22 protein-coding genes and 1 pseudogene are annotated in these 21,899 nt (G+C 69.3%); 7 read left to right on the forward strand and 16 right to left on the reverse strand.

Annotated features, from left to right (window positions below):
- Positions 1 to 10: 10 nt before the first annotated feature.
- Positions 11 to 541, forward strand: coding sequence for a hypothetical protein (locus ACGF07_RS32940; protein WP_392904876.1), 531 nt, complete (start codon positions 11 to 13; stop codon positions 539 to 541).
- A gap of 118 nt (positions 542 to 659) precedes the next feature.
- Here ACGF07_RS32940 and ACGF07_RS32945 read toward each other — a convergent pair whose 3' ends face one another.
- Positions 660 to 995, reverse strand: coding sequence for a hypothetical protein (locus tag ACGF07_RS32945; protein WP_392904878.1), 336 nt, complete (start codon positions 993 to 995; stop codon positions 660 to 662).
- Between the two features lie 170 nt (positions 996 to 1,165).
- On the opposite strand from ACGF07_RS32945, the gene ACGF07_RS32950 reads away from it, so the two are divergent.
- Positions 1,166 to 1,519: a hypothetical protein gene (locus ACGF07_RS32950; RefSeq protein WP_392904880.1), complete on the forward strand. Its 354-nt coding sequence runs from the start codon at positions 1,166 to 1,168 to the stop codon at positions 1,517 to 1,519.
- A 525-nt stretch (positions 1,520 to 2,044) separates the two neighbouring features.
- On the opposite strand, the gene ACGF07_RS32955 is transcribed toward ACGF07_RS32950, so the two are convergent.
- The 3 genes from ACGF07_RS32955 to ACGF07_RS32965 form a co-directional block, all read right to left on the reverse strand.
- Positions 2,045 to 2,554 (reverse strand): YrhB domain-containing protein, encoded by a 510-nt coding sequence (locus ACGF07_RS32955; RefSeq protein WP_392904882.1) that lies wholly within the window; start codon positions 2,552 to 2,554, stop codon positions 2,045 to 2,047.
- Between the two features lie 86 nt (positions 2,555 to 2,640).
- Positions 2,641 to 3,261: a HEAT repeat domain-containing protein gene (locus tag ACGF07_RS32960; protein WP_392904884.1), complete on the reverse strand. Its 621-nt coding sequence runs from the start codon at positions 3,259 to 3,261 to the stop codon at positions 2,641 to 2,643.
- Positions 3,258 to 4,148: a hypothetical protein gene (locus ACGF07_RS32965; RefSeq protein WP_392904886.1), complete on the reverse strand. Its 891-nt coding sequence runs from the start codon at positions 4,146 to 4,148 to the stop codon at positions 3,258 to 3,260. Before ACGF07_RS32965 ends, ACGF07_RS32960 begins: the two co-directional genes overlap by 4 nt.
- 371 nt (positions 4,149 to 4,519) lie before the next feature.
- Between ACGF07_RS32965 and ACGF07_RS32970 the strand changes: the two are divergent.
- Positions 4,520 to 5,581 (forward strand): annotated as a pseudogene (locus ACGF07_RS32970) (IS256 family transposase); the annotation flags it as partial.
- 114 nt (positions 5,582 to 5,695) lie between these two features.
- Here ACGF07_RS32970 and ACGF07_RS32975 read toward each other — a convergent pair.
- The 3 genes from ACGF07_RS32975 to ACGF07_RS32985 all read right to left on the reverse strand — a co-directional run bounded on the left by ACGF07_RS32975 (position 5,696) and on the right by ACGF07_RS32985 (position 9,401).
- Positions 5,696 to 6,085: an Imm1 family immunity protein gene (locus ACGF07_RS32975; RefSeq protein WP_392904887.1), complete on the reverse strand. Its 390-nt coding sequence runs from the start codon at positions 6,083 to 6,085 to the stop codon at positions 5,696 to 5,698.
- Positions 6,086 to 6,177: 92 nt separating this feature from the next.
- Positions 6,178 to 8,553 carry a polymorphic toxin-type HINT domain-containing protein gene (locus tag ACGF07_RS32980; protein ID WP_392904889.1) on the reverse strand — a complete coding sequence of 792 codons (2,376 nt, stop codon included), beginning with the start codon at positions 8,551 to 8,553 and terminating at the stop codon, positions 6,178 to 6,180.
- Positions 8,487 to 9,401, reverse strand: coding sequence for a C1 family peptidase (locus ACGF07_RS32985; protein ID WP_392904891.1), 915 nt, complete (start codon positions 9,399 to 9,401; stop codon positions 8,487 to 8,489). Before ACGF07_RS32985 ends, ACGF07_RS32980 begins: the two co-directional genes overlap by 67 nt.
- A 523-nt stretch (positions 9,402 to 9,924) precedes the next feature.
- Here ACGF07_RS32985 and ACGF07_RS32990 point away from each other — a divergent pair.
- Positions 9,925 to 10,887 carry a LysR family transcriptional regulator gene (locus ACGF07_RS32990; protein WP_392904894.1) on the forward strand — a complete coding sequence of 321 codons (963 nt, stop codon included), beginning with the start codon at positions 9,925 to 9,927 and terminating at the stop codon, positions 10,885 to 10,887.
- A gap of 332 nt (positions 10,888 to 11,219) precedes the next feature.
- On the opposite strand, the gene ACGF07_RS32995 is transcribed toward ACGF07_RS32990, so the two are convergent.
- The 4 genes from ACGF07_RS32995 to ACGF07_RS33010 form a co-directional block, all read right to left on the reverse strand.
- The gene (locus ACGF07_RS32995) at positions 11,220 to 12,587 is read right to left on the reverse strand and encodes a helix-turn-helix domain-containing protein (protein WP_392904896.1); all 1,368 of its coding nucleotides are present in this window, start codon (positions 12,585 to 12,587) and stop codon (positions 11,220 to 11,222) included.
- 148 nt (positions 12,588 to 12,735) lie between these two features.
- Positions 12,736 to 12,921 carry a hypothetical protein gene (locus ACGF07_RS33000; RefSeq protein WP_392904899.1) on the reverse strand — a complete coding sequence of 62 codons (186 nt, stop codon included), beginning with the start codon at positions 12,919 to 12,921 and terminating at the stop codon, positions 12,736 to 12,738.
- A 782-nt stretch (positions 12,922 to 13,703) separates the two neighbouring features.
- Positions 13,704 to 13,976: a hypothetical protein gene (locus ACGF07_RS33005; protein WP_392904901.1), complete on the reverse strand. Its 273-nt coding sequence runs from the start codon at positions 13,974 to 13,976 to the stop codon at positions 13,704 to 13,706.
- On the reverse strand, positions 13,973 to 14,296 hold the full coding sequence (locus ACGF07_RS33010) for a hypothetical protein (protein ID WP_392904904.1): 324 nt from the start codon (positions 14,294 to 14,296) through the stop codon (positions 13,973 to 13,975). Before ACGF07_RS33010 ends, ACGF07_RS33005 begins: the two co-directional genes overlap by 4 nt.
- Before the next feature lie 85 nt (positions 14,297 to 14,381).
- Here ACGF07_RS33010 and ACGF07_RS33015 point away from each other — a divergent pair, with 85 nt between their 5' ends.
- The gene (locus tag ACGF07_RS33015; protein ID WP_392904906.1) at positions 14,382 to 15,083 is read left to right on the forward strand and encodes a hypothetical protein; all 702 of its coding nucleotides are present in this window, start codon (positions 14,382 to 14,384) and stop codon (positions 15,081 to 15,083) included.
- Between the two features lie 238 nt (positions 15,084 to 15,321).
- A complete protein-coding gene (locus ACGF07_RS33020; RefSeq protein ID WP_362563874.1) occupies positions 15,322 to 15,840 on the forward strand; it encodes a hypothetical protein in 519 nt (172 codons plus the stop codon).
- A gap of 934 nt (positions 15,841 to 16,774) precedes the next feature.
- On the opposite strand, the gene ACGF07_RS33025 is transcribed toward ACGF07_RS33020, so the two are convergent.
- From ACGF07_RS33025 to ACGF07_RS33035, 3 genes are all read right to left on the reverse strand, one after another.
- Positions 16,775 to 17,233, reverse strand: a complete 459-nt coding sequence (locus ACGF07_RS33025; RefSeq protein ID WP_392904908.1) for a hypothetical protein — start codon at positions 17,231 to 17,233, stop codon at positions 16,775 to 16,777.
- Positions 17,234 to 17,253: 20 nt separating this feature from the next.
- A complete protein-coding gene (locus tag ACGF07_RS33030) occupies positions 17,254 to 18,828 on the reverse strand; it encodes a restriction endonuclease fold toxin-2 domain-containing protein (protein WP_392904910.1) in 1,575 nt (524 codons plus the stop codon).
- A 174-nt stretch (positions 18,829 to 19,002) separates the two neighbouring features.
- Positions 19,003 to 19,410: a helicase associated domain-containing protein gene (locus tag ACGF07_RS33035; RefSeq protein ID WP_392904912.1), complete on the reverse strand. Its 408-nt coding sequence runs from the start codon at positions 19,408 to 19,410 to the stop codon at positions 19,003 to 19,005.
- Positions 19,411 to 19,543: 133 nt separating this feature from the next.
- Between ACGF07_RS33035 and ACGF07_RS33040 the strand changes: the two genes are divergently transcribed.
- Complete coding sequence (locus tag ACGF07_RS33040) at positions 19,544 to 20,581, forward strand: hypothetical protein (RefSeq protein WP_392904914.1); 1,038 nt, start codon at positions 19,544 to 19,546, stop codon at positions 20,579 to 20,581.
- Between the two features lie 196 nt (positions 20,582 to 20,777).
- Here the strand turns inward: ACGF07_RS33040 and ACGF07_RS33045 are convergent, their stop codons facing one another.
- Both ACGF07_RS33045 and ACGF07_RS33050 read right to left on the reverse strand, forming a co-directional pair.
- The gene (locus tag ACGF07_RS33045) at positions 20,778 to 20,999 is read right to left on the reverse strand and encodes a hypothetical protein (protein WP_362563600.1); all 222 of its coding nucleotides are present in this window, start codon (positions 20,997 to 20,999) and stop codon (positions 20,778 to 20,780) included.
- A gap of 496 nt (positions 21,000 to 21,495) precedes the next feature.
- Positions 21,496 to 21,831, reverse strand: coding sequence for an integrase core domain-containing protein (locus tag ACGF07_RS33050; protein WP_392904916.1), 336 nt, complete (start codon positions 21,829 to 21,831; stop codon positions 21,496 to 21,498).
- Positions 21,832 to 21,899 lie beyond the last annotated feature (68 nt).

Raw genomic sequence — 21,899 nt, forward strand, 5'->3', positions numbered from 1 at the left:
GGCCCGCCCCATGTCCCTGCGTCTGCGTCCCGGCCGCCGAACCCTGGTCGCCTCCTCCCTGGCCGTCACCGCCATTGCCGTGCTCGGCTACATGTTCCTCACAGGCGACGGCACGCCCCATACAACCACCACCAAGGCGAACGACGTATCGGGACGAGCAACCGCCTGCCTCGCGGCGGACAGCGCGAGCTCGACGGGCGGCGACGCCGTCCCCGGGATCTGGTCCGCCATGCAGTCGGCCGGAGCCCAGCACGGCACCAACGTCGAGCAGATGATCGAACCGGCAACCACCGCGGACCAGGCCGCTCCGCACCTCGCAGAACTACTCGTCCAACACTGCGACCTGATCGTCACCATCGGCGCGCCCTTCGGCCAGGCGACCACCAGCATCGCCTCAGCCGCACCGTCGGTTCCGATCATCGCCGTCAACTCGACGCTCTCCACCTCACCCGCCAACGTCACCCTCTTGGCCGGCCCCGACGCCGCAGCGCGGATCACCGAGCGGGTCGGCGGCCTGCAGCGGCACGCAGTCGGATCGTGAGAGGCCGCTCCAGGCGCCCAGGCGGAGCGGTTGGTGCCGATCATCGCACGGGGCCTCCGGAAGTCGGGCACGGGAAGCGGGGGCCATCAGCCAGCGTGAGATTGGCGGAGGAGGCCGCTCAGGATCGATCGTCGTGGTGTCCACACAGCCACGCCAGCGCCATGAAGACCCCCAGCGCCCAGTTCCGCTCCCCCGCCTGGTCCGCGGTCTGGCGGATCCGCACCGCAGCGGCCTGGCACTCGGCGAGCAGCTGCGCCCGACACGGCCCGTACGCGCCGACGGCGGCGTTCGCCGTGACCGGTGCGCCGACCTGGGCGCCCACCGCCCACCGGTAGGCCCCCAGCAGTCCGCGCTCGAACCCGCCGCACGGTTCACTCACCGCCCCCGGCGCGGCGAACACCTCGTCCACCGGCCGCACGCCCACCATCACCGCCGCCGTGTCCTCGCTCACCATGGCTCCGACGCTACGAGCCCCAGCACGCCGACGCCGCGTGGCCGCCGCACAAAGGCCCCCATCCAGGCAACAAGGGTCCTGCCGCCCTTGACCGCTCCAGCCCAACAAGCCCGGCTTGGAGGGGTGCCGGGGCTTACCGGCCGGGGCCGTCAGGGCGCGTCCCGCCTGACATGCCCTGCACTGTCAACGAGCCGACCCCGCACCGGCCTGTTCACCATCGAGACCAGCCCCGACGGCACCGGAGCACTCTGGTTCTACCCCACCTACCAAGACGCCACTTTCGGCTCACCCACCAAGCTCGCCGCCACCGACTTGAAGGGCTGGAACCTCATCTCCCCGGCGACTGGGCAGGCCAGGGCCACCTCGGCCTGTGGGCACGCAACCAGAGCACCGGAGACCTCTGCGGCTACACCTTCACCACGGGCACCGTCACCGACGACTTCGGCAACAGCACCAGCTACCCGACCCTCACCGGCGTCGCCACCGACACCAAGATCGGCTACGGCGTCACCACCGCCAACTGACCCGTCATCGGCTCCGACGGCGACCTCACCGGCATCGGATCCCCCACCCTCTGGGCCATGACCCCAGGCGCCGTCATCCAGACCTTCACGGGCCACTCGACCCCCACCGACCCCTACTACTTCGGCGCACCCGAGGTGCGGAGCGATGCTTCGCTGGTAGCCGCAGGACGTCTGCTGCGGGATTTCCATGACGCCTCAGCCAGCTTCACTCGGGAGCGGGGCGATATCTGGCAGTACGGAGAGGACGCGGCGACGGTGAGCACCCTCGGCGGCAGGCCCCGGCCGGTCGACGGCTGGGCCGGTGGCGGGCGGTCGACGGATCACGGACAGCCAGGTCGGCGGCGGTGGAAGCAGGCCTGGGGTTGCGGGCTACTACCCTGAGCCATTGGCTGGCCGCAGTCACCCTGTCCGCGGCCAACCAAGATTCTCGCCCGTTAAGTGCTCGATTCGGGCAGTGATGTTCCCTATTCGCCGATCCTCAGCTACGCATCTCGGTGCATCAATCCGACCACTGAAGTCGATTTCTCAGGCCACCGCCCCTCTCATTTTACTAATTGGAAGGGGAGGGCAGGGATCGGGCCTGCGAGTTCTCCTAATCAGTTCTTCCGGAGGTCCGTCCGACTCCTGGACGGACAAGACATAGTCCTTTGCCTCGGAAATGCTGAGATCGGGTGCAGATTTCCGTAAAAGGCGAATCGCCGCCGCCCGGCCACCCGATTGGAGAGTGGCTACGACCGCGTCGAGCAGCGGGTCACTAGGGCGGGCGCCTTTGAATTGCTCGAGATACAACGCTTGCCAGTCTGCTGCGCGAAAGGTCAATGCCGGTATCTGGTAAACACTTCCATCGTCACCATCAACTAGATATGGCCCGCCTCCGACGAGCATATTTTCAATTCGAGGGTCTCGCTTAAATTCGGCGGACTGCCATGCCACTAGCCAGCCGACTTGAGTCTCGTGAATTCCAGTGATCGCCAGATCCGGCGCTTCCGGGGAAGCCCTCTTAATTTCAGCTAATAGTTCCTCGATGATTTCCACGGCCAAGTCTTTTGTGATATTCAATGAAGGATCCATGTGTTGCGGTCGGACGTTCGCTCGCACTGAAACGGCCGGGAGCCCGGGACCTACAGGGGCGAGTAAGTCTGGTACTTACCTTGCAAGGAAGAGGCGGCTGCGCTGGCCACGCCGGCTCGAGGGCCAGCCGCGCATTCCCGGAGGAACTCTTGAACCCGGGGTCCCGGCCATCCCGCTGCGGCGGCCGCAGCCCAGAACCGGAGGCCATCGTGGGGGCCCAGAGGGCCGAGGAGATCGAGAACGCGGTCGATCGTGGTTGTGTCCGGGCGCAGCCGCTGCATGGCGACAGCGCGCAGGGCGCCGTCGGCGAGCATTGGGGTTCCGCTGTCCAGGCACCAGCGCAGGAAATCGGTGGTGGCTTCGGAAGGGCTCAGCCGCACGATGGCGTCGCCGAGCGCGGTGTACACCATGGTCGCCTCGAACGGACGCTGGGCAAGGTCCCGGAGCAGGCCGAGCGCGGGGCGGTGCCCGCACATCCCCAGTGCCATGACCATCTGGTACTGGGTCGCCCACGTACGGGGGTCGCGCACCTCCCGCTCAAGGGCCTCCAGGAGCGGCGGACCCGCTACGGGATCAGCAAGCCGGCGCAGCCGCGGCGCGGCGGAACGCCGCTTCGGCGACAACCGGTGGCCGAGCTGCTCCACGGCCTCATCCAACGTCAACGCCATCACGGTCCCTGTCTGCTCGGCTTCGTTCCGGGCGCAGCGTAGGGCCCCGCACCGACAGCGCCTGCCGGGTGGCTGGGGGATGCGTGCGCTCCGGTCTTCTGGGCCGAGGAGGGGACCCTATCGATGCATGCGGCCGGACGGTTGGCGTGGGTGTACTCGTCCGCGATGTTGAAGACGCTGGCGCACACCGGGCATTGCGCGGCGCCGAAGAGGTGGGCGATCCCGTCGGCGAGCGCCTGCTGCCCGTCGCGGACCGCGATCTGGTGCATCCACCGGCCGGTCCCGGTGAGCGCCTCGGCAACCGCCGGTCGAAGGTCGCGTCGTTGTTCCTCGTTGCCGTCCCACACCTGTGAGTAGCACCCGAACCGGCCGACGGCGATCTTCATCCCGGCAGCGCAGTGCGGGCATTCCAGCTCGTAGATGTCGTCGGTGAAGCCCTCCAGGGCGTTCGCCCAGTGGTACTCCTGCGCGACGGCGAGCAGTGCGCGGTAGGAGACGAGGTAGTCGGCCGGCCGCGACCGCAGGTGCCGGTCCAGCGTCTCGCCGAACTTCGTGATCGCGCCGGCGCAGTCCGCCAGCAGGTCGTCGCAGCCGTGCTGCGCGGCCGCGCGCTCGAGGATCCGCCCCGCCAAGGCCCGCGCGTGCGCGCTGCGCGGCGCCAGGTGCACCAGGTGCGGCAAGGCGGCGAAGCCGGCCGGAGAAACCAGGTCGTCCTCGAGGACGAGCCGCCAACCCAGCTCCCGCCACGCATCCGCGTCGTCCCGGCGTTCCAGCTGCGCCAGGAGCGCCGGGACGCGATCGACATCGAATCTGCTGTCGCGTATGCGTGCCCAGTCCACCACCCCGGTATTGAACCAGGGAGCCTCGCGGCCCTCGCGTTGAGAAAGCACCGGAGGCGAACACCCGGTGGGTGGCGGCCTCCGGTTCTCGGTTCCGCGCTCCAGTCGGTACCGGCAAGCAGAGCCCGGGCGCAGGGACAGGCCCTCCAAGAGGCGGGCTGAATCATCGCCGACACAGCCGGGAGTGTATGGCTGCCAGGCCGGACAACCGGACATCCAGGGCTCAGGCCCTGCCATGCTGGCAGCTGACATAGGGATCTGCATCAAGATGTCACCGGACGGCGTCTCCTGATGTCACCACACATTCGGGGGTTGCGGTGGCAGGTGGTCGGCCTAGTAGTACTTCGTTAGGTTGATTTGATCTTGATGGTTGCGGTGGTGCATGCTGCGGCCTGTGGATCTTGGTGAGGTGGAGAAGCTTCGCGGGGACCTCGGAGACTTCGTGGCCGAGGTCTTCGCATCGCTCGCGCGCAAGGATCAGCGCCGGCAGGGCGATTGTGGCCATCCCCAAAGTCCGCACCGGCAGCTTCTTCCCCAGCCTGCTGGAGCGCCGGCGCCGCATCGACCAGGCCCTGTACGCGGTCATCATGGAGGCCTACGTCCTGGGCGTGTCCACCCGATCCGTCGACGACCTGGTCAAAGCCCTCGGCGCGGACACCGGCATCTCCAAGAGCGAGGTCTCCCGCATCTGCGCGGACCTGGACGAACAGCTCACCGCCTTTCGGGAACGGCCGCTCGACCACACCCGTTTCCCCTACGTCTACCTGGACGCGACCTACTGCAAGGCGAGGGTGTACCACCAGATCGTCTCCCGGGCCGTGGTCGTGGCCACCGGCGTCACCGAGGACGGCGGCCGCGAGGTGCTCGGGTTGATGGTCGGGGACAGCGAGACGGAGGCGTTCTGGGCCGAGTTCTTGCGCTCCCTGCGCGAGCGAGGCCTTTCCGGGGTCCGCCTCGTCATCGCCGACCACCACACCGGCCTGGTCAAGGCGATCCGCAAGGTCATGCTCGGCGCCGCCTACCAGCGTTGCCGGGTCCACTTCCTGCGCAACACCTTCGCAGTCATCCCGAAGGATGCCGGTGAGATGGTCGCCGCGACGGTCAGGACGATCTTCGCTCAGCCGGCTGAAGCCGCGGTCCGGGCCCAGCTGGACACCGTCGCCGACATGCTCGGCAAGCAGTTCCCCAAGGTCAGCCAGATGCTGCTGGAGGCCAAGGACGACCTGACCGCCTTCGCTGCCTTCCCGGAACGACATTGGAAGAAGATTCAATCGACCAACCCGCTGGAACGGATCAACCGCGAGATCAAACGCCGCACCGACGTCGTCCAGGTTTTCCCCAACGACGACGCGCTCCTGCGTCTGGTCACCGCCGTGCTGTTCGAGATGTACGACGAATGGATCGCCTTACCACGCCGCTACCTGCCCGAGGCCAGCATGGACCGGATCTACCCCACCCCCGACGAACTACCGCCCACCGCATGAACGTTGGCCTACGACCGCTCCACCACTTCAAGGGACACGACCCACCGGAAGGCCGCCACCTGCGGGTGGCGGCCTTCCGGCATCTCGAAGTGGTGGTCAAAATTTAGTGCATGGCTAAGCTCCGAAGGTTTCGGGCTGCCATTCGAGGCAGGTCGGTCGCCTGCCACCAGAGGTGAAGAATTCCTTCACTGCCTGGCGCACGAGGACGATCGGAATCTCTGAATGGTCTGCGAACTGGGTCATGTTCGATACGAAGTGATAGGTCGGCTTGGTTCGAGTTTCCGGCGACCCCACGGAAGTGAAGTTTCCGTTCGCATCCATGTAGGACACGAGTCCAAGGCCAAGGGTCTTGCTCGCACAGACCATGAGCTGGTGATCAGGGAATCCTGAGGGTGTCACCTCTCGGTCCTGCGAGTACACTTCGGCGAGGGTGCTGTAGTCGTCTTCGCCATCCAACAGGTCGTCGATGAACGCATCGACGCCATCCAGGCTCGTGATGATCACAGGGTTCTTTCCATGACCACTCCTGTACCTGGCTTGGATTCCTTTTATATCCCCCACGCCGGGGAATATTTTATAGTTGGAGTTAATTCCATCTACGATTTGCATGTCGGAATCCATTTCCCCTTATTCCTCCCGTACGCCTTGCTCCGCCATCCGTCCGGGCATGCCGGATCAGGCCAATGTACCACCAGATCCCTGTCCCCCAGTAGATAGTCGAGAACCGCATCGCACCCGAGCAGCGCGTCGGAGCAGGGGCCCGTTGTATTGTTGATGGCGAGCTCCGCCATAGTAATGTTTTCTTCGTACATTCGAGCCACGAATTTCTGCTCCACGTCCTTAGCCCGCGCGGATGTGGCATTGCCCAGGGGAACCCCGCCTTCCTTAAGCTTCGCATTTACCCAGTCGACAAACCTTTGGTCATCTGCGTTGTCGATTCCGCTGGCCAGATTGTAGCCTTCCCTTTTTCCGGCATTACCCCTGGCGAATCCTGCCGTCCACTTACCGGGGACCCATTCTGGAAGCTTGGATTTCGCGGCCTGAACAAGGGGGTCGAAACAGTTATCATTGTGGACGAGAACCGGTATTTCATCGGCCAGGACATAGTACGTGTGGAATTCCTGGACCGTCAGGTTGTAGGCAGCCTGCGATTCGGTCTTGTGTCGGACTTCCGAGACCGTCGCCGTAGAACCGGCGGGGGTTCGCAGCCTGTCGCCGACGGCAAGATCGGCGGCTTCAATCCAGTCGCGCTTGTTCTCGGCCCAGAACTGGTGTCGGTCGGTCGCGGTAAGGCTGCCGTTGCTATTCTCACCGGCAATGGTCAGGTCGGTGAAGTCCCGGTCGTCCGGTGAGTGGATGAGCCGCTCGACGATCTCAGGAGACGTCTCGCCCGTAACCGGGTCGGTAGCAAGGACCTTATCGCCGGGCCCGACCTCCTCAATGGGTTTGCGGCTGCCGTCACCCATGAGCACCAAAGTGCCTGCGGCGAAGCTGTTGGGAATCGTCGGGCATGACGCTGGTACCCGAGTAACCAGCTTCTTGATGAACTCTGCGGCCTTGTCGCCGTATTTCCCGAACTTCTTCGCCCACTGGCCGAACTTAGCGACGGCAACGCCGTCACCGATGAAGGGGATCGCGCCGATGCAAGAGGTGATGGCGTCGGCCGTACGGCCTTCGACGGCGTAGTAGGCGCAGTTGATGAGGTCGGCGATGTCCGCGAGTCCGGGGGCTATCATTCCACCGGCGCCGCCAATGATATCGAGGGTGAGATGAACGCTCTCGGAGAAGATCTGGTAAAGAGCATTGAGGTTGTCGTTGTCCTCCTTCTGCTTCTTGATCTCATCTTCGATCGCCGCGACCTGGTCCTGCTTCTGCTTGGCTGCCAGCTGGTCTGCGGCTTGCTGCGTCTGGTCGTGAAGTTTGCGGAGTTCTTCCGCCTTCTGCCGGTCCTCTTCGAGCTTGGCGAGCCTGGCCCGCTCCTCCGCAGCGCGTTTGTCCTCGTAGTTAGCGTGGGCGTCGTCGGCGGCGTCCTGGGCTGCTTTGGCGTCCTTTCCTGCGGCCAGCGCGGAAGCCCGGGCCTCTCGGGCGGACTCGTAGGCGTTCGCTGCCGCCCACTTTGCAAGGGCCGTCGACTGGGCAGCCTGCCTGGACGAGTTCACGGCGCTGGCCGCGTCCCGTCTGGCTGTGGCTTGGGCGGCGTTCGCGCTTTGGGCGGACTTGGCGGCGTTGGTGGCGCTGGTCTGAGCTGCTTCGGCGGCGGCCTGGGCCTTGGTGACCTGATCGGCCGCCGTGCTGGCGCACTGCTGCGCTGTGTTGGCGAAGCCGGCGGCTTCGTTGGCGGCCCCGCGGGCGATGGCCGCGACGCGCTGGGCCTCGGCGGCGTTCTTCTGCGCGGTGGCGGCTGCTGCGGTGGCCTGGGCGATGAGGCCGGTGACGTCTGCGATGTGAACGGCGGTCAGCTGGTCCTTGCGCTGAGCGGTGTACTGCCCCTCAGTGACGAAGGCGCGCAGCGTAACGACGGGGCTTTCGAGAGCGATCCGTGCGGCGGCCTTGAGTTCGGGTTGGGTTGCGGGGGCGTCGGCAAGGCGGGTAGCGGTGAGGCGGTCGTCTGCCGCCTGAGCGTCTACGAGGCCCTTGTCGAGGAAGTCGCGCAGCGCTGCGGGGGTGTTGGTGCGAAGGGCGGCGTCGCCGGCGGCCTTGACGGCTGGGCCGGCCTTATCGATGAGGCGGGTGATCGTCAGTCGGTTGCTGGGTGCTGCGGCCTCGTACTGGCCGGCGGAGAGGAACGATTCGATTGCTGCCGTGTTGCCCTGAAGCGCGGTGTAGGCGGCGGACCGGACGCTCCGGCACCAGGTTCGCGGGATGGCCTGCCCGGCCGGGAGCCGCCCGGCCGGGCAGGGAGCTGTCAGCTCTGGACGAGCTTGCCCATGGCGTGGACTTCCTGGACGTCGCCGGTGTCGAAGAAGCTCCACGGGACGGTGAAGTAGCCGTTGTCGCCCCAGTTGGTGCCCCAGCTGTTCTCGAGCTTCACGCCCTGGTCGTTGTAGGCGACGATGGTCACCTCGTGGGCGTTGCCGTCGTAGGGGTCGTTGCTGTCGGGCAGGTAGCTGTAGTTGGAGGCGTTCTGGGCGGTGAGGGTGGAGAGGCTCTTGTGGGTCTTGAAGCCGATGGGGACGGGCATGCCCTGGGAGATGGCGTTCTTGATGTCGCGCCTGGCGTCCGCGCCGCTGGTGGCCAGCGTGGTGTAGCCGGAGAGCTTGTAGTGGGCGGCGTTGGCGCGCTCGTTGTCGTCGGGCTGGGTGGTGTAGTCGGTGGTGCCCTGCCAGTAGTCGGACTGGGTGTCGATGCCCTGGTCCTTCTCCATGGACAGGGCGACGTCGGCAGTGGTGCCGGTGTCCTTGCCCTTGGCGATCTGCGAGTAGATGTACATCGGCGCCATCGGGGCGCCGGTGATGTTCTGCTCCTTCATGAGGATGCCGTAGCCGGAGTAGCCGGTGGCCCAGGTGACGCAGGAACCGACCTGGCCCTGGTCGCCGGGCGACAGCGCGTACTGCGTCAGGTCCGCGCTGGCCGGCACGTCGCCGCTGAGGGCGAACGGCGCGATGGCCGAGAGATCCTCGGAGGGGGCCGACTGCTGGAGGGTGTGGGGGCGGCTGCGCAGTGCGTTGAGGTCGAGGCCGAAGCCGTGCTCGGTGCCGTCCGGCGTGATCACGGTGTGGGTGGTGGGGGTCTGGGCGCTCGCCGCCGTGGCGGTGCCGACGGCGCTCGCGCAGCTCAGGGCCACGGCCACGAAGATGGCGATCGATCGGGGTATACGCACGGGTACGCTCCTTGGGGGAGGCCGCCCGGACAGGGCGGCTCGCCGTGTCCGGCCGTGCGGGGGCACGGCGGACGCGGTGAAGCGGGTGAGGGTGGTGACCCGTTGACTGTTCGTCGGTCGGGCTGGGGGAAACCGTAGCCACGCCACTGGGGTGGCAGGTACCCGTCATGTGGCCCCGGGGGTCGGCGTTATGGGCCCTCGGTCGCGTCCCATCCTGTGTTGGCACCGTGTCCAGGTGAAGCTCCGTCAGCCGCCGCGAGGCCTCGCGGGCGCGCAGGAGCCGTGACAAGGTGCCGGCCGACACCGTGTGGACCAGCCGGAGGCAACCACCAGGCAAAGGCCGCGAGCCGTGCCTCGCTCCGGGCACCACCGGCGGCGTCGGCCGGGGCGAGCCCGGGCACCAGCACCCTTCCGAAGGCTGCCGGACCTCGACTGCTCACCGTTGACAGCGGCTTATGCCACCGCTCCGATCGCGTCCGCAGCCCTTGTGATCCCGAACACCACGGTCGAAGGTTGTCACCGCATGGAACTGGAGTTGCGACACCTCAAGACCGTGCGGGCGATCGCCGAGGCCGGCAGCCTGACCAAAGCCGCCACCGGCCTCGGTCTCACCCAGGCCGCTCTGTCGGCCCAGCTCAAACGGATCGAGCGGGTCTTCGGCGGCACGCTCTTCGAGCGCGGATCCGAGGGCGCGCGGCCCACGCCGCTGGGCAGGCTGGTCGTGGAACGCGCCGAGGTGCTGCTGCCGGCGGTGCGCGAACTCCAGCGGGAAGCGGCACGCCTGGTCAATTTGCCCACCGCCGCACCCTCACGGATACGCGTCGGCGTCCTCCAGATGCGGCTCTACGAGGGGCTGTGGGAGCGGCTGACGGCCGAGTGCGCGGACGCGCTCGTCACGTTCGTCAGCTTCACGCAGATGGCGGACGTGGCAAGGCAGGTGGCAGTCGGACGGCTCGACTTCGCTCTGGGCGGCGCCTGCGGGCACCTTGGCACCACCTACGACGACCGGCTCACCTGGCGGGACATCGCGATCGACCCGGTCTTCGTCCTGCTGCCCCACAACCACCCCCTGGCCGCCGAGCCCGAGCTGCACCTCGCCCAGCTCGCCGACGAACACTGGGTCTCCGCACCGGGGCGCGGCGACTGCTTCGCTGACTGCTTCGCCGCGGCGTGCGCCCGCGCCGGCTTCACCCCGCGCTCCCACGACGAGGCGGACACCGCCGTCGGCGTGCGCCTCGTCGAGACCGGCCGGGCCGTCGCCCTGTGCGCGGCCGCCTTCGCACCGCCACCCGGAACCGTCGCCGTGCCACTGGCCGGAACGCCGCTGACCTGGCGCCAGATCATCGGCTGGCACCCCGACTCCCCCGCCGCCGCCCTGGTCGACAAAGCCGTCGCCTGCGCACGGCAGGCCCACGCCGAGGTCGTACGCCACAGCCCCGCCTACCTCACCTGGACCGCACGCACAGCCCAAGCCGCCACCCCATAACAAACTCCTCCAGTTCGCCCCGGAGACCGAACAGCGCCCCGGCCCCAGCGTCCACCAGGTGAGGTCAGCCCGGCGGCGGATCGCAAGTGCCGGGCGGCGGGGTCAGGGCCAGCGCGGCGCTCAGCGTCTTCACCAGCAGGACCCCCTGCAGCGTGCCCGGGTCCCCACGCCGAGACCGTCTTCCGCGCGGTACGAGGATTCGCCAGGCCTCCGCGCCCGTGCCGGGCGGGGTCCTGCGCGGCGTCGTCGGCCGGCGACGAGAAGGCGGTGCGCTCCACCGACCGCGGCTTCTCCCGGTGAGGTGCCCGTCCGGCCCCGGGGCGGGGCCAAAGCTATTGCGGTTCGTCGTCCGGGATGGGAAGGGCGGTGTGACCGTCGAGACGGTTGGCCAGGACCGCGTCCCGCTTCGCTTTGAGAACCCGCTCCTGACGTGGGGACAGGTGCGGCCGGGAGCCGAGCACGCCGCTGAAGCGCTCCAGCAGGCCGGGCACCCGCTGGGAGATCACCTCGCCGCTCGGCGGCAGCGCCGGCTCCACCGCGGCGGGCGCGGCGGGCGGCTGGATCCGGGACGCGGCCGCCTCCGCGGCCTCCCAGAGCGGACGGAAGTAGTCGCGGTCGCCGCCGAGGACGTAGAGGAGGACCGCCAGGTCGTCCCAGTCCTCGACGGCGCCGTCCAGGATCTCGCTCACCCGGTCCGGCGTCAGCTTCCACCGGCTGGCGACCGCGACGTCGTAGGCGGTGGGACGGCCGGCCCGCACGTGCAGGGTGCGCAGTGCCGCCAGGAGGTCGTCGACGCCCGGTACCGGGCTGGTGCCGGGCTCCGCGGCCCTGCGCAGGGCCGGTTCCTTCTCCTTGAGGCGCTCGCTCTCCCAGACCTTGCGCAGGATGAGCGGGTCGGCGCCGCAGGCCTTGGCGAAGCGCTCGGTCATGGTCCAGGTCGGCACCCGCTCGCCGCTGAGCAGGCGCGAGAGGTAGGACGGGGAGCAGCCGGTGCGCTTGGCGATGGTCTGCAGGGGCAGGTCGCAGGAGCGGGCGAGCATGGATAGGACGGGGGCGAGTCGGTTGTAGCTGGCGCGGGAGGGCTCGGCCGCGGCGGCGTCGGTGGTGGGCGGGGGCGTCTTGGCGGGCTCGGTGTGGGAGCGGCGGCTCTTGGGCTTGGCTGGTGCTTCCTGGCGGAAGCGCACGAGCTGGCCCAGGCGGCGGGCGATGTAGGCGGGCTGGAAGCGGTGGCGCGCCGTGTCCTCGCCTATCCCGAGGAGGTCGCCGATGGCGGACCAGGTGAGGCGGCGGTCGCGGGCGAGTCCGACGAGGCCGGCGGTGAGGCCTTCGAGCTGGGCGCGCATGCGCACCGCGCGGCGCAGTGCGTCCTCGGGTGGGGTCTCGGTGGCGGACAGGCAGCGGGCGAGCTGTCGCAGTTCCTCCTGCATGTCCTTGACGATCTCCATCAGGGTGTCCTCCATGCTGGGCGCGTCCGCGCGGGCGGGCGCGCCGGGCGGGTGGGCGGCGGAGAGGGTGGGCGGCGGAGAGGGGGCCGGTGCGTCGGTTCTGGTCGGCGGGCGGGTCTTGGCCTTGCGGCGTTCCCGGTGGGCGGCCTGCCGGCAGACGGCGTTGCAGTACTCCTGGGGCCGGCCTTTGCGGGGGCCGTCGGCGACAGCCAGGGGCGTGTCGCAGAAGCGGCAGGTGGCGGGCGCGTTCGACATCTCTTCTCTTTTCCGGTCCCGTCACCGGTGTCACGAAACGGGTTCATCCCGGGTAATTCCGTAACGCAAGCGGAGCCCTCTACCCGTTTCGTGTCACCGCTGAGACCGCGTGGACGGCCCGGCCCCGTGCGGGGCCGGGCCGCACGGATCAGGACCGGCGGAGCCGCTGGACGAAGCCGGCGCCGAATACGGCCACGCCGATTGCGGTGAGCAGCGGGAACGCCGTTTCGGGCGACAGTTCTACCTGGATCTGCGGCTTGGAGATCAGGATGACCGGGAGGGCAAGGTGCGCGGCAAACCGCAAGCCCGCGTTCTTGACCGGCTGGTTCAGCATGGAACGGATAACGCTGCCGCTGCTACTGTCACGGATACGGGCCGGGACCCTCACAGGTTTGGTCCGGCGGTGCCGAGGGGATCGAGACATGGTGTCTCCTGGGCTCGTTCGATTTCTGGTAAGGCACGCAGCGCCCCGTGGTGAATGGTTTTGGCGAACCCCATGGGGCCTGCGTGCCCAATCGTGACCATAGCCTCACGCTCTGCCGAAAACGAATGCCCCAAACTGGCACAACCCTCACTTTTTGCGAGTCTGTGCAGGATTGTGCGAATTCCGCGCCAGCGAACCATGAAACTAGGCCCGTAAATATTTAAAGTGGCCTCCGCGCGCGCACCGAGCTGGTAAAGGACGCGCAAGGACACCGTCGGCGAACACCCGCGACGCGCCCCGGCGCCGGCCACCGGTCCCGACGCCGCTGGACGCGCCGGTTGGACCGCCGGGACCCCGACGGCCACGACACACACAGGCCTACCGCCACGCCGACCGGTCCGCCGGCGACCACGATCGGAGCCCCGACGGCGTGGACCGGGTTCGAGACGGCGCCCGCCGGCATCGCCCTCCCCCGACGCCCAGCACGGCGCCCGCAGGAACGCCGCCCGGACACGACGACGGAAACCGACCGCCTCATGACCGCGCCGCACCAGGCAGAGCTCCTCGACGCCGCGGTCCCCACGGCCCCGTGAGTCCATCCGACCTCGTCGCCGGCGCCCGGCGGCGGGGGCGCGGGAGATCCACAGTTCCTGCCAGCAGGCCACGGCCCCGGTCGAAGGGACACTCGAGAGTCAGTACCAGCCGCCCGGTCCGGACGCCACCTGGAGGCCGCCGGCGCCGTGGCCGTCCCGGCCCTGGTCCAGGACCTCGGCCTCGTCCTCGAGGAGTTCGGTGATCCAGTCGACGACGGCGGTCGGCAGCCGCACGGTGCGCTGCTCGATCTCGTGCGGGGTGCCGACCGTGACCCAGACCTCGCCCGGGCTGCCGGGGACACAGGCACGCTCGGCGAAGTCGGCCAGGGCGTCCGCGAGGTCGGCGGCCGCGCTCGCGCCGTCGGTGTTCACCAGGCGGCCGGCCCCGTGCCGGGCGCCGGCTCCGGCATCTGCCGCACCGTCCCCGGACTGAACACGTACCAGCCCCACGCGTCCAGGTCGGCACCCCAGCGCACCAGCGCGACCCAGCGGGTCGACCCCTGGTGCAGCCGCCACGACTCGACCCGGCCGGGGCGCCACCGGCCGCCGATCCGGATCTCCACCCACCGCCACCGCGGCTCCACCGTCCAACAGCGCCCCGGGCCGGACATCAGCTCCCGCGGGGCGCGCTCGGCGTCCCCGGGCTGGTAGTCCGGGTGACGGGGACGGGAGAGCGGAAGATCGGAGGACACCCCCCCACAGTAGTTCGAACGTTCATTCGAATACAAGCTCGGTCGCCCCAGGTCAGGACCCACCACGCCGGGGTAGGCGCAGGATGTGGCGCCGTTCGACCTGCCTATCGGTCTCGCGCTCGCCCGGCCGATCGACCGGCTGCCGGCCAGCGCGGGGCGCGACCGAGCGGAACCGAAGCTCGACGGTTGGCGCGGGCTGCTCGCGGCGGGCCCCGCCGCGCGGCTGTACTCGCGCCACGGCACCGATCTCAGCCGCGCGTTCTCCGACGTCGTCCCGGCCGCGGCCGAACTCCCGCCGTGCGTCCTGGACGGCGAGGTGATCGCCGTCCTTCGCACCGGCGCCCTGTCCTTCGCCCGCCTGCAGACCCGCTCCGGCAAGGGCCCGAAGCCGGGCGCCGACTTCACCGTCCAGTTCGCCGCGTTCGACGCGCTCGCCGACGACACCGACCGCCGCCCACTCCCCTACCTCGAGCGGCACGAGCTCCTCCTCGGCCTGCTCGAGAACGCACCGCCCACGATCTGGCCGGTGCCGATGACCGACAACCTCGACCAGGCGAAGGCCTGGTTCAAAAGCCTCGGCGGCGGCGTCGAGGGCTGCGTCTCCAAACCCGCGGCCCGTTCATGGTCTCGATCTCGACGACGACCTCGGGTTTCACGGGCAGGTAGGCGACCGGCGGGCTGCCGGGCAGGCCGCCCACGGTGCCGGGCAGTTCGGCCAGGTCGCCGCTCGCGGGGTGCAGCAGCGGGGCGAGTTCCGAGCGCTGCGCCTGGCCGAGGAGGAGGCTGATGGCGACCGGCCGGAGTCGGCCGCGGGCGTCGGGGGTCGGGCGAGGACGGCGGCTTGGCGGGCCGGGGTGGGGCGCCGGGGATGATGCCGACGACGACGGCTTCCACGGTGGTGGTGACGCGGAATTTCCTCCAGCCGCTGGAGTAGCCGGCGGTGTAGCGGGAGTGGGGAACACTTTCCGTTGCGTTCGTGGGTCGTTGTTGGGGTATCGAACCTTCAGTCGAGATCTGGGGGGATCGTGTCTGGCGCCACCTACATCAATGCCTTGTCAGCGGCTGTCTCTGTTGGCGGCGCGGCGTTGACCTGGCGAAATGCTCGAGGAGCAAAGCTGCACACCGGGTTCGAGCTGGCGCGCACGCTGTACGAAACCCTCGTGTCTCCACAGATGAGCGGCGCCCGGGATGCGCTGGAGTTCTACAGGCGCGCGCAGGACCGTGACCTTGCACGGACGGAGGCCGTCCTGGCGTCCTACTTCGCGGTCTTGTGGTGCTTCGAGGGCATCTTGATCGGTCGTCGGAGTCTGGTGGGGCAGCGGCGGTTGAACGGTACAGGGGCAGCCGTTGCTTATCTGGACGAAGCGATCGGCTGGCACCTGAGACTGTGGGCGGAGCGTTGGCCTGAGGTGCGCGGCCAGGTGAAGGAGCACATCATAGACCTCGAGGACCAGCACTCACTCGGGAGCTTCGTCGAGCTGGCGGGCGTGGTGCTGGGCGAGACGCCGGAAGTACGTGCCCTGCGCGTCCAGCTGACGTCGTAACGGAGAACCGGCCGTGCCGTTCTGTAGCACGGCGGGCGCCCCGTCCGGCACGGCCGATCCGGCGCTCTTCAGGAAAGACGGATCGGCCGGTGCGCGCCCGAGCGGGCAGCGGCCAATGCGCGGCCGCACGACGACGGCACAACAGCGGCAGACAGGCCGCGACGACAACCAGACCACGGCCCGGCAACGGCGCGGCCGGACCGCGGCACAACGGCGGCGGCCGGACGGCTGGCCCCGGCCGAGGAGGCGGCGCCGAAGAGGAAGGCCGGCTCCGGGAAGACGGATGCTTTCGACCGAGGCCTGGCCGCGCTCGCACAGCACCGGGAGTGCACCGGATCGGTGACCGTGCCGCGCCAGCACGTCGAGGAGATCCCCGACGGCGACGCGGCACGGTGGAAGTGAAGCTCGGGGTGTGTGCTGCTCGGAGGTCGAGGTGTAGCGGGGAGGTGGGCTCGCCCGGGCAGCTTATGCGGAACGGGGCGGCGCGCCAAGGGGGGACTGGCGCGCCGCCTGCCCGCCCGCAGCCACCCGCTACCCCCAGTACTCCGACCCATGCCCCTGCGCTCGCAGCCCCGGCGGTCCGGCGTCAGTCGGCCCGCCGCGGCTCCGGTCCTCAGCCGCGACGGGACGGAGGCGGCAACCTGCCGCTGCCGTTCTGCCCGCCCGTCCGGCCCATCCATTGTTCGGCCGGCGTCGCCTGCCGCCTGCCGCCTGCTGCTGTCCGTCGGCCTCGTGCGCTGTCCGCCGCCGCCCGGCCAGGGCCCGGCCGGTGCCGTGCCGCTGCGTCCGGCCGCCGTGCCCCCGCCGCCCGCCCCCGCCATCCGCTGCCCGGCCGCTGCGCCGGGCCACCGGCACCCCGCAGCCGGACGGCGGACGGCCAACGGCGGCGACCCGTCAGGTCCCGGCGGAGCCCAGCGACACGGCAGTCTGTGGACTACAGGTCTTCTAGATGCTCACGGAACACGGCCTCGAGCTCGGCCACCGTCCGAGCGGCCAGAACTTCGTCGTCTAGCCCGGATTCCATGCCGATCCGCGTGTTGAACTCCATGCCGGCGCCGGGCGGCACGATCTCCTGGAACAGCCAGGCGGCGAACTCCGCGGCGGCGCCGGCGGTCGCGTTCCGCAGGCAGAGCCCCTCGTCACCGGACGCACTGGATCCGATGCCTTCATAGGAGGCGCCGGCTGCGGTGATGTCGAACCACCAGTCGTGCTCGCTGCTGGGTCCGTAGGCTCCGCCGTCTGCCTTCGTGTGAACGAACGTCTTGTCTCCTTCCTTGCGGCGCAGTGCCTCGGTGAAACCGTCGAGGGTCAGGTTCCAGGTCGTGCCGTGCGTGGGGGTGAAGATGAAGAGCGTGCTGGTTTCCCCGAAGGGGAACGGCGCGTCGGAGGTCATCGAGTGGTCCGCTTTCGTCTCTAGGAGATGGTGGGTGCGGTGAGGGGGCCCGGCGGGACGTAGCGGGCGTAGCCCTTGGCTCCGTTGAGCGCCATCATGGTGCGCCAGTAGGGCACGGTGTTGGGGTCGTTGGTGACGATCTCCATGCCGCGGATGGGGGCGTTGCGCGGGTCGTTCATGGCGGCTGCGTACTTCTGCATCTCTTCTTCGTCGTCCTTGAACAGGAACTTGGGCTTGGCGCCCTTCTCCCCGTTCTTGGACTTCTCGTACTCCGCGAGAGTGCGGAAGCACTTGGCCGGGTCCCGGACGTACTTGGCCTCGATGATCATCCCGTCGGTCTCCCGCAGGCCGTCGGCCATCATGGCTGGCTCCTGGTTAGGCTTCAGTGGAACGATGGGCAGGCGGTACTCGGGGTAGCCGGCGACGTCCCACTGGTAGCGCTTGTCGGCTTCGTTGCCTCCGGAGAAGCCGCCGGTCACCAGTCCCGACTTCCACTGCCTGAACGCGGCCAGCTCGGTCGGCGTCAACGGCGGGTAGCCCGGCATCGGCGGAACCGGGGGCGAGACCGGGTTCCTGAGCTGCACGGAGGGGTTGACCGGGGTGTAGACGGCGGGGACCAGCGGCAACACGGGCCCGGGCACAGGGAGCGGCGCGGGGAAGGGCAGGATCCAGGGGAACGGGCTGGACGGCTTCGGAGGGGCGGGTTGTCCCTGGGGGACGGGTATGCGCTTCTGGGTGTCGTCGAGGACGTGCGGCGTGTTCGCGAGCGACAGGATCTGCGTGTCGCCGAGGACCTTCGACTTCAGACCGCCGTCGTCGCCGTTGCCTCCGAAGATCGGGTTGTCCCAGGGGGCGTCGAACCAGCCGTTGAAGATGCTCTGCGCGTCGTCGATGTGCTTGGCGTAGTTCTCGCAGGCGTCGCCGAGCTGCCTGCAGGCGGAGGAGAGGTTCGCCAAGAGGGTGTGGTCGTCCTCCGGCTTCGCCGGATACCCCTGCCGGCCGACGAAAGCGCCGAAGAACAGGGCGATCGCCTTCGCCGTCTCGCCCTCATGGATCTCGGCAACGGCACTCCACGCGTCCTGCGCGTCAGTGAGGACCTGGGCGGTCAGCCGGTGCGCGGCCTGCCAGGTCTGCGCCGCCTTCCTGAGCTTGCCCGCGTCGCCCCGGTATTTGTCGCCCCACACCCACTTGTCGACGCCGCTGGTTTGGCCAACCGCCTCGGGCAGGCTCTCACCGACACCCCGCGGGTCGGGTGCGCACTTCTCCGGCGACGCCCACGGCTGAGACAGGTCCGCGCTGGAGTCCGTGCTCGCCTCCAGCAGGTGCTTCGCCGTCGCGTCCTCCGCAGCCAGATAGGCGTTGGCGTTCATGAGCAGGGTCTCCGCGCCCTTGCCCATGAAGTGGCAGGCGTTGGCCATCTGGTTCAACGCGGTCTTCGCCGTCGGTTTGTAGACCTTCGCGAAGATCTCCCCCGCCTCATCGTCACCGATCATGCCGCCCGTCTCTGACAGCTCACGGGCCAGCAACGTCACGATCTGGAGCAGATCCTCCGAGACCTGATGCAGCTGCCATGACCCCTCGACCAGCGCCTTCACGTCGACTTTGTAGCCGCCGTCCAACCCCCACCCCCACACTCCAAGCAAGGCCATCCATGGTACGAGAGCCGCACCGACAGCCCAGGACAAGCCCGGATACGCGCACCCGTCTCCTCCCCCGCAGCCCGCCGCGACGGGGCAGTCCGGGACAACGAGGCCAAGGGCGGCCGAGGGTCAGCCGACGACGGTCTCGGCGTGCCGGCTGAGCGCGTCCAGAAGCGCCGTCTGCTGCTCGGTCAGCTTCCCGTCGGTACGCGCCCGGTCCTGCTTACGCAGCCACGCGCCGGGCCGGAACGCCAGGTCGTCGCCCAGGCCGGTGCGATTGGCCGGGCCGTCCAGGGTGCCTCCGGCGGCCAGGTAGGCGAGCAGACGGCGGTAGGAGCGGTTCCAGTCCGGCTCCAGGCGCCACAGCTCGTCCCGCGCGTCCAGCTTCCCTGCGTGGCCGGCGCCGAGGGCCTCGGCCTTGCGCTGGCGGCGCATCCACGCGCCCACCGCGTAGCCATCCAGCTTCTCCGTCGCCGGGATCGCCAGGTGCCCGCGCTGGCCGGCCCAGGCCCGGGCGTAGGCGTAGCGCGCTCCCACGCGTTGGCGTGCTTGGACCAGATCATGCCGAGCGCGACGCCCGAGGGCTGAGTGATCGTCGGTGTCCAAGCCACGAGGCGTTCCGAGCCACTTCGCCGGTCGGTGTGTCCGAGCGGGCGGGCATACTGGCGCCGTGCCGACCCCCGAGGAACCCCACCAGCCCCCTTCCCGTGAGCCGGAGCCGATAGCGCCGGGCCGGGCGACACCCGACCCGTTCGAGGGGCGCGTCCTGGACGAGCGGTTCATCAAGGACGCCGCCGTCAAGGAGCCGACCGCCCGGACCCGGATGCTCGCCCCTCGGTGGCGGCAGGGGCCGCCGGTGGACCCGGGTGGCCGCCGCTGGGCGCCCGGGGCGACCCCCGGCGCGGCCCGCTGGCGGTGGATGCGGCCCGGACACCGGCGCACCGCGCTGATCGCAGCCGGCGCTTTCGCGGCGCTGCTGGCCGTCGCGGTCGGGATGGACCCGGCCGGTCTGCTGAACGGCAGCCGTCGGCCGGCGCGCGACCCGTGGGCCGTGCCCGTATCTCCCAGGCCAGCTGCGGACGTCGCGCTGCCCGGCGGCGGGGTATCCGACGGCACCAGGTGCGGCACCAAGGGCTTCCACCACTTCGAACTGGCGCCCGCGTCCTTCAGCTTCGCCGCCGGAGCGCAGTCGGACGCCCCGCCGCCGGGACCGCAACTCGTCCTCAGCTCCTACGGGTTCTCACGGACCTCGCAGAAGGACCCCGGGCACTTCACCATCGGTCTGGGGCTCGGCCCGGGCCCCGGCGCCGGCGACCGTGCGCTGGACTTGTCCGCACCGCTCGGCCCGCAGGGCGTGGCGGTGGAGATCGAGGGCCCGGACGGCCTGGTCGCCGGGGCCCACGGGCTCCCACTCACACCCGACGAAGACGCCCCGTCAGACGCGGGCGGCACCGTCCACGTCGCACCCGAGAGCGGCGCCTCCGTCCAGGTCACCCTCCCCGCCGAGGCCCTGTGCCCGGATGTCGACGGCTTCGCCCTCCAGCAGTTCCTGGTGGCGCCGACTGACTCACACAACACCATCACCGGCCAGCCGCACTACCGGCTCACGGTCTCCATCTCCGATCCGGCGATCGGCGCGCTGCGGCGCCAGGTGGGCTCGACGGTGCCCGGCGACGTGCTGGCGACCGACAACCGGGCACCTCGCTAGATCGAGCCACCCCAGACGGGCGAGACCGCCGTTTCAGCCACGCGGCCGCGAGCTGGACTCTGAGGCTTGCGAGTCACCGGGGCCTCTGCCGGCAGGTGGCGCCGGCCAGGATGGAATCGGCGCTCCCCGAGTCATACGTCCGGCTCTGGAAATACGAGGGCTCGTCTCCCGCAGGAGACGAGCCCTTTCGCTTCGGTCAGGCCAGGACGGCGCCAGTGGGGCTGGCCTTGCGGTGGACGAGCTGGGGGAACCGGTACAGCAGCCATGCGTCGCCGTAGCCGGTGACAGCCGGGCGCGCGAGGAGCCGGTTATGGGTGAAGCAGCGCAGCTGTGGGTGGGAGGCACTGGGGGCTCTGGCGACGCGTTGGGCTTCCTCGAGGTGCGGAGCCGCCCCGACCTGGCCGTTGATCATGCTCAAGCGCTCACTCTCGAAGGTTCTTCGACCAGTCACCCCGGAAGCGATAAGCACGGCCGTCGCCGACCTGCCTCACCCCGCCTCCAGGTCCATCAACCGGGCCACCACGGCTTCCCGGTCCGGCACCGGCCCGAGCGGATCCAGCGCGACCACCACACCCCCACCTGTCGACAGCACGAGAGCCGCGAACCCTCCGAGCCCGCGGTCTCCTTTCAGCGGCAGGCTGTCCTCCGTCTCCGTTGCTCATCCCGACACACCGGGAGACAGCACACGATCGAAGGGAAGCTCCGTAGCTGATGTTTCACCGGACGCCGATCCCCCGGGTCTCTACTTGCCATCGCCGGCAGTGTTCGGCTCCCGATGTTCACCGCCTCGGCAGGCCCCTTTCACCGGGCCCCCGGGGATCGCCCCCGCGCATCGCGCGCAGTGGGTCCGAAGAGCGCTGCGGACCGCGGGTCGGGAACTGAAGTGTCAATCCCCAGTAATCGTGGAGTCCTCGCTAAACGGCCTGGGCCTCCTGATGGGCCTCGGCTCGTGCCTTGCTGATGATCCGTTCGAACTCCACGGGCGGCAGTCCGCCGGCCCCGCTGTGTCGGCGACGGGTGTTGTAGAAGTCGGCGATCCAGGTCGCGATCTTCAAGCGGGCCTCTGCGCGGGTGGCGAAGCGGTGCCGGTGGATGTACTCGACCTTGATCGTGGAGTGGAAGCTCTCGGCGGCGGCGTTGTCCAGCGCCGACCCGACCCGGCCCATCGACTGGACCACGCCGAGACGGTCGCACAGCTCGTTGTAGGCCTGGCTGCTGTATTCGGCGAGTTCAACCGGTCGTTGCAACACCGGGCTGTTGTAGTGAGCGTAGCTGCTCCTCGAAGACCTCGGCCGGGGTCTTCCAGCCAAGGATCTTG

This window comes from Kitasatospora sp. NPDC048194, from assembly GCF_043202455.1.
Classification (GTDB): Bacteria; Actinomycetota; Actinomycetes; order Streptomycetales; family Streptomycetaceae; genus Kitasatospora.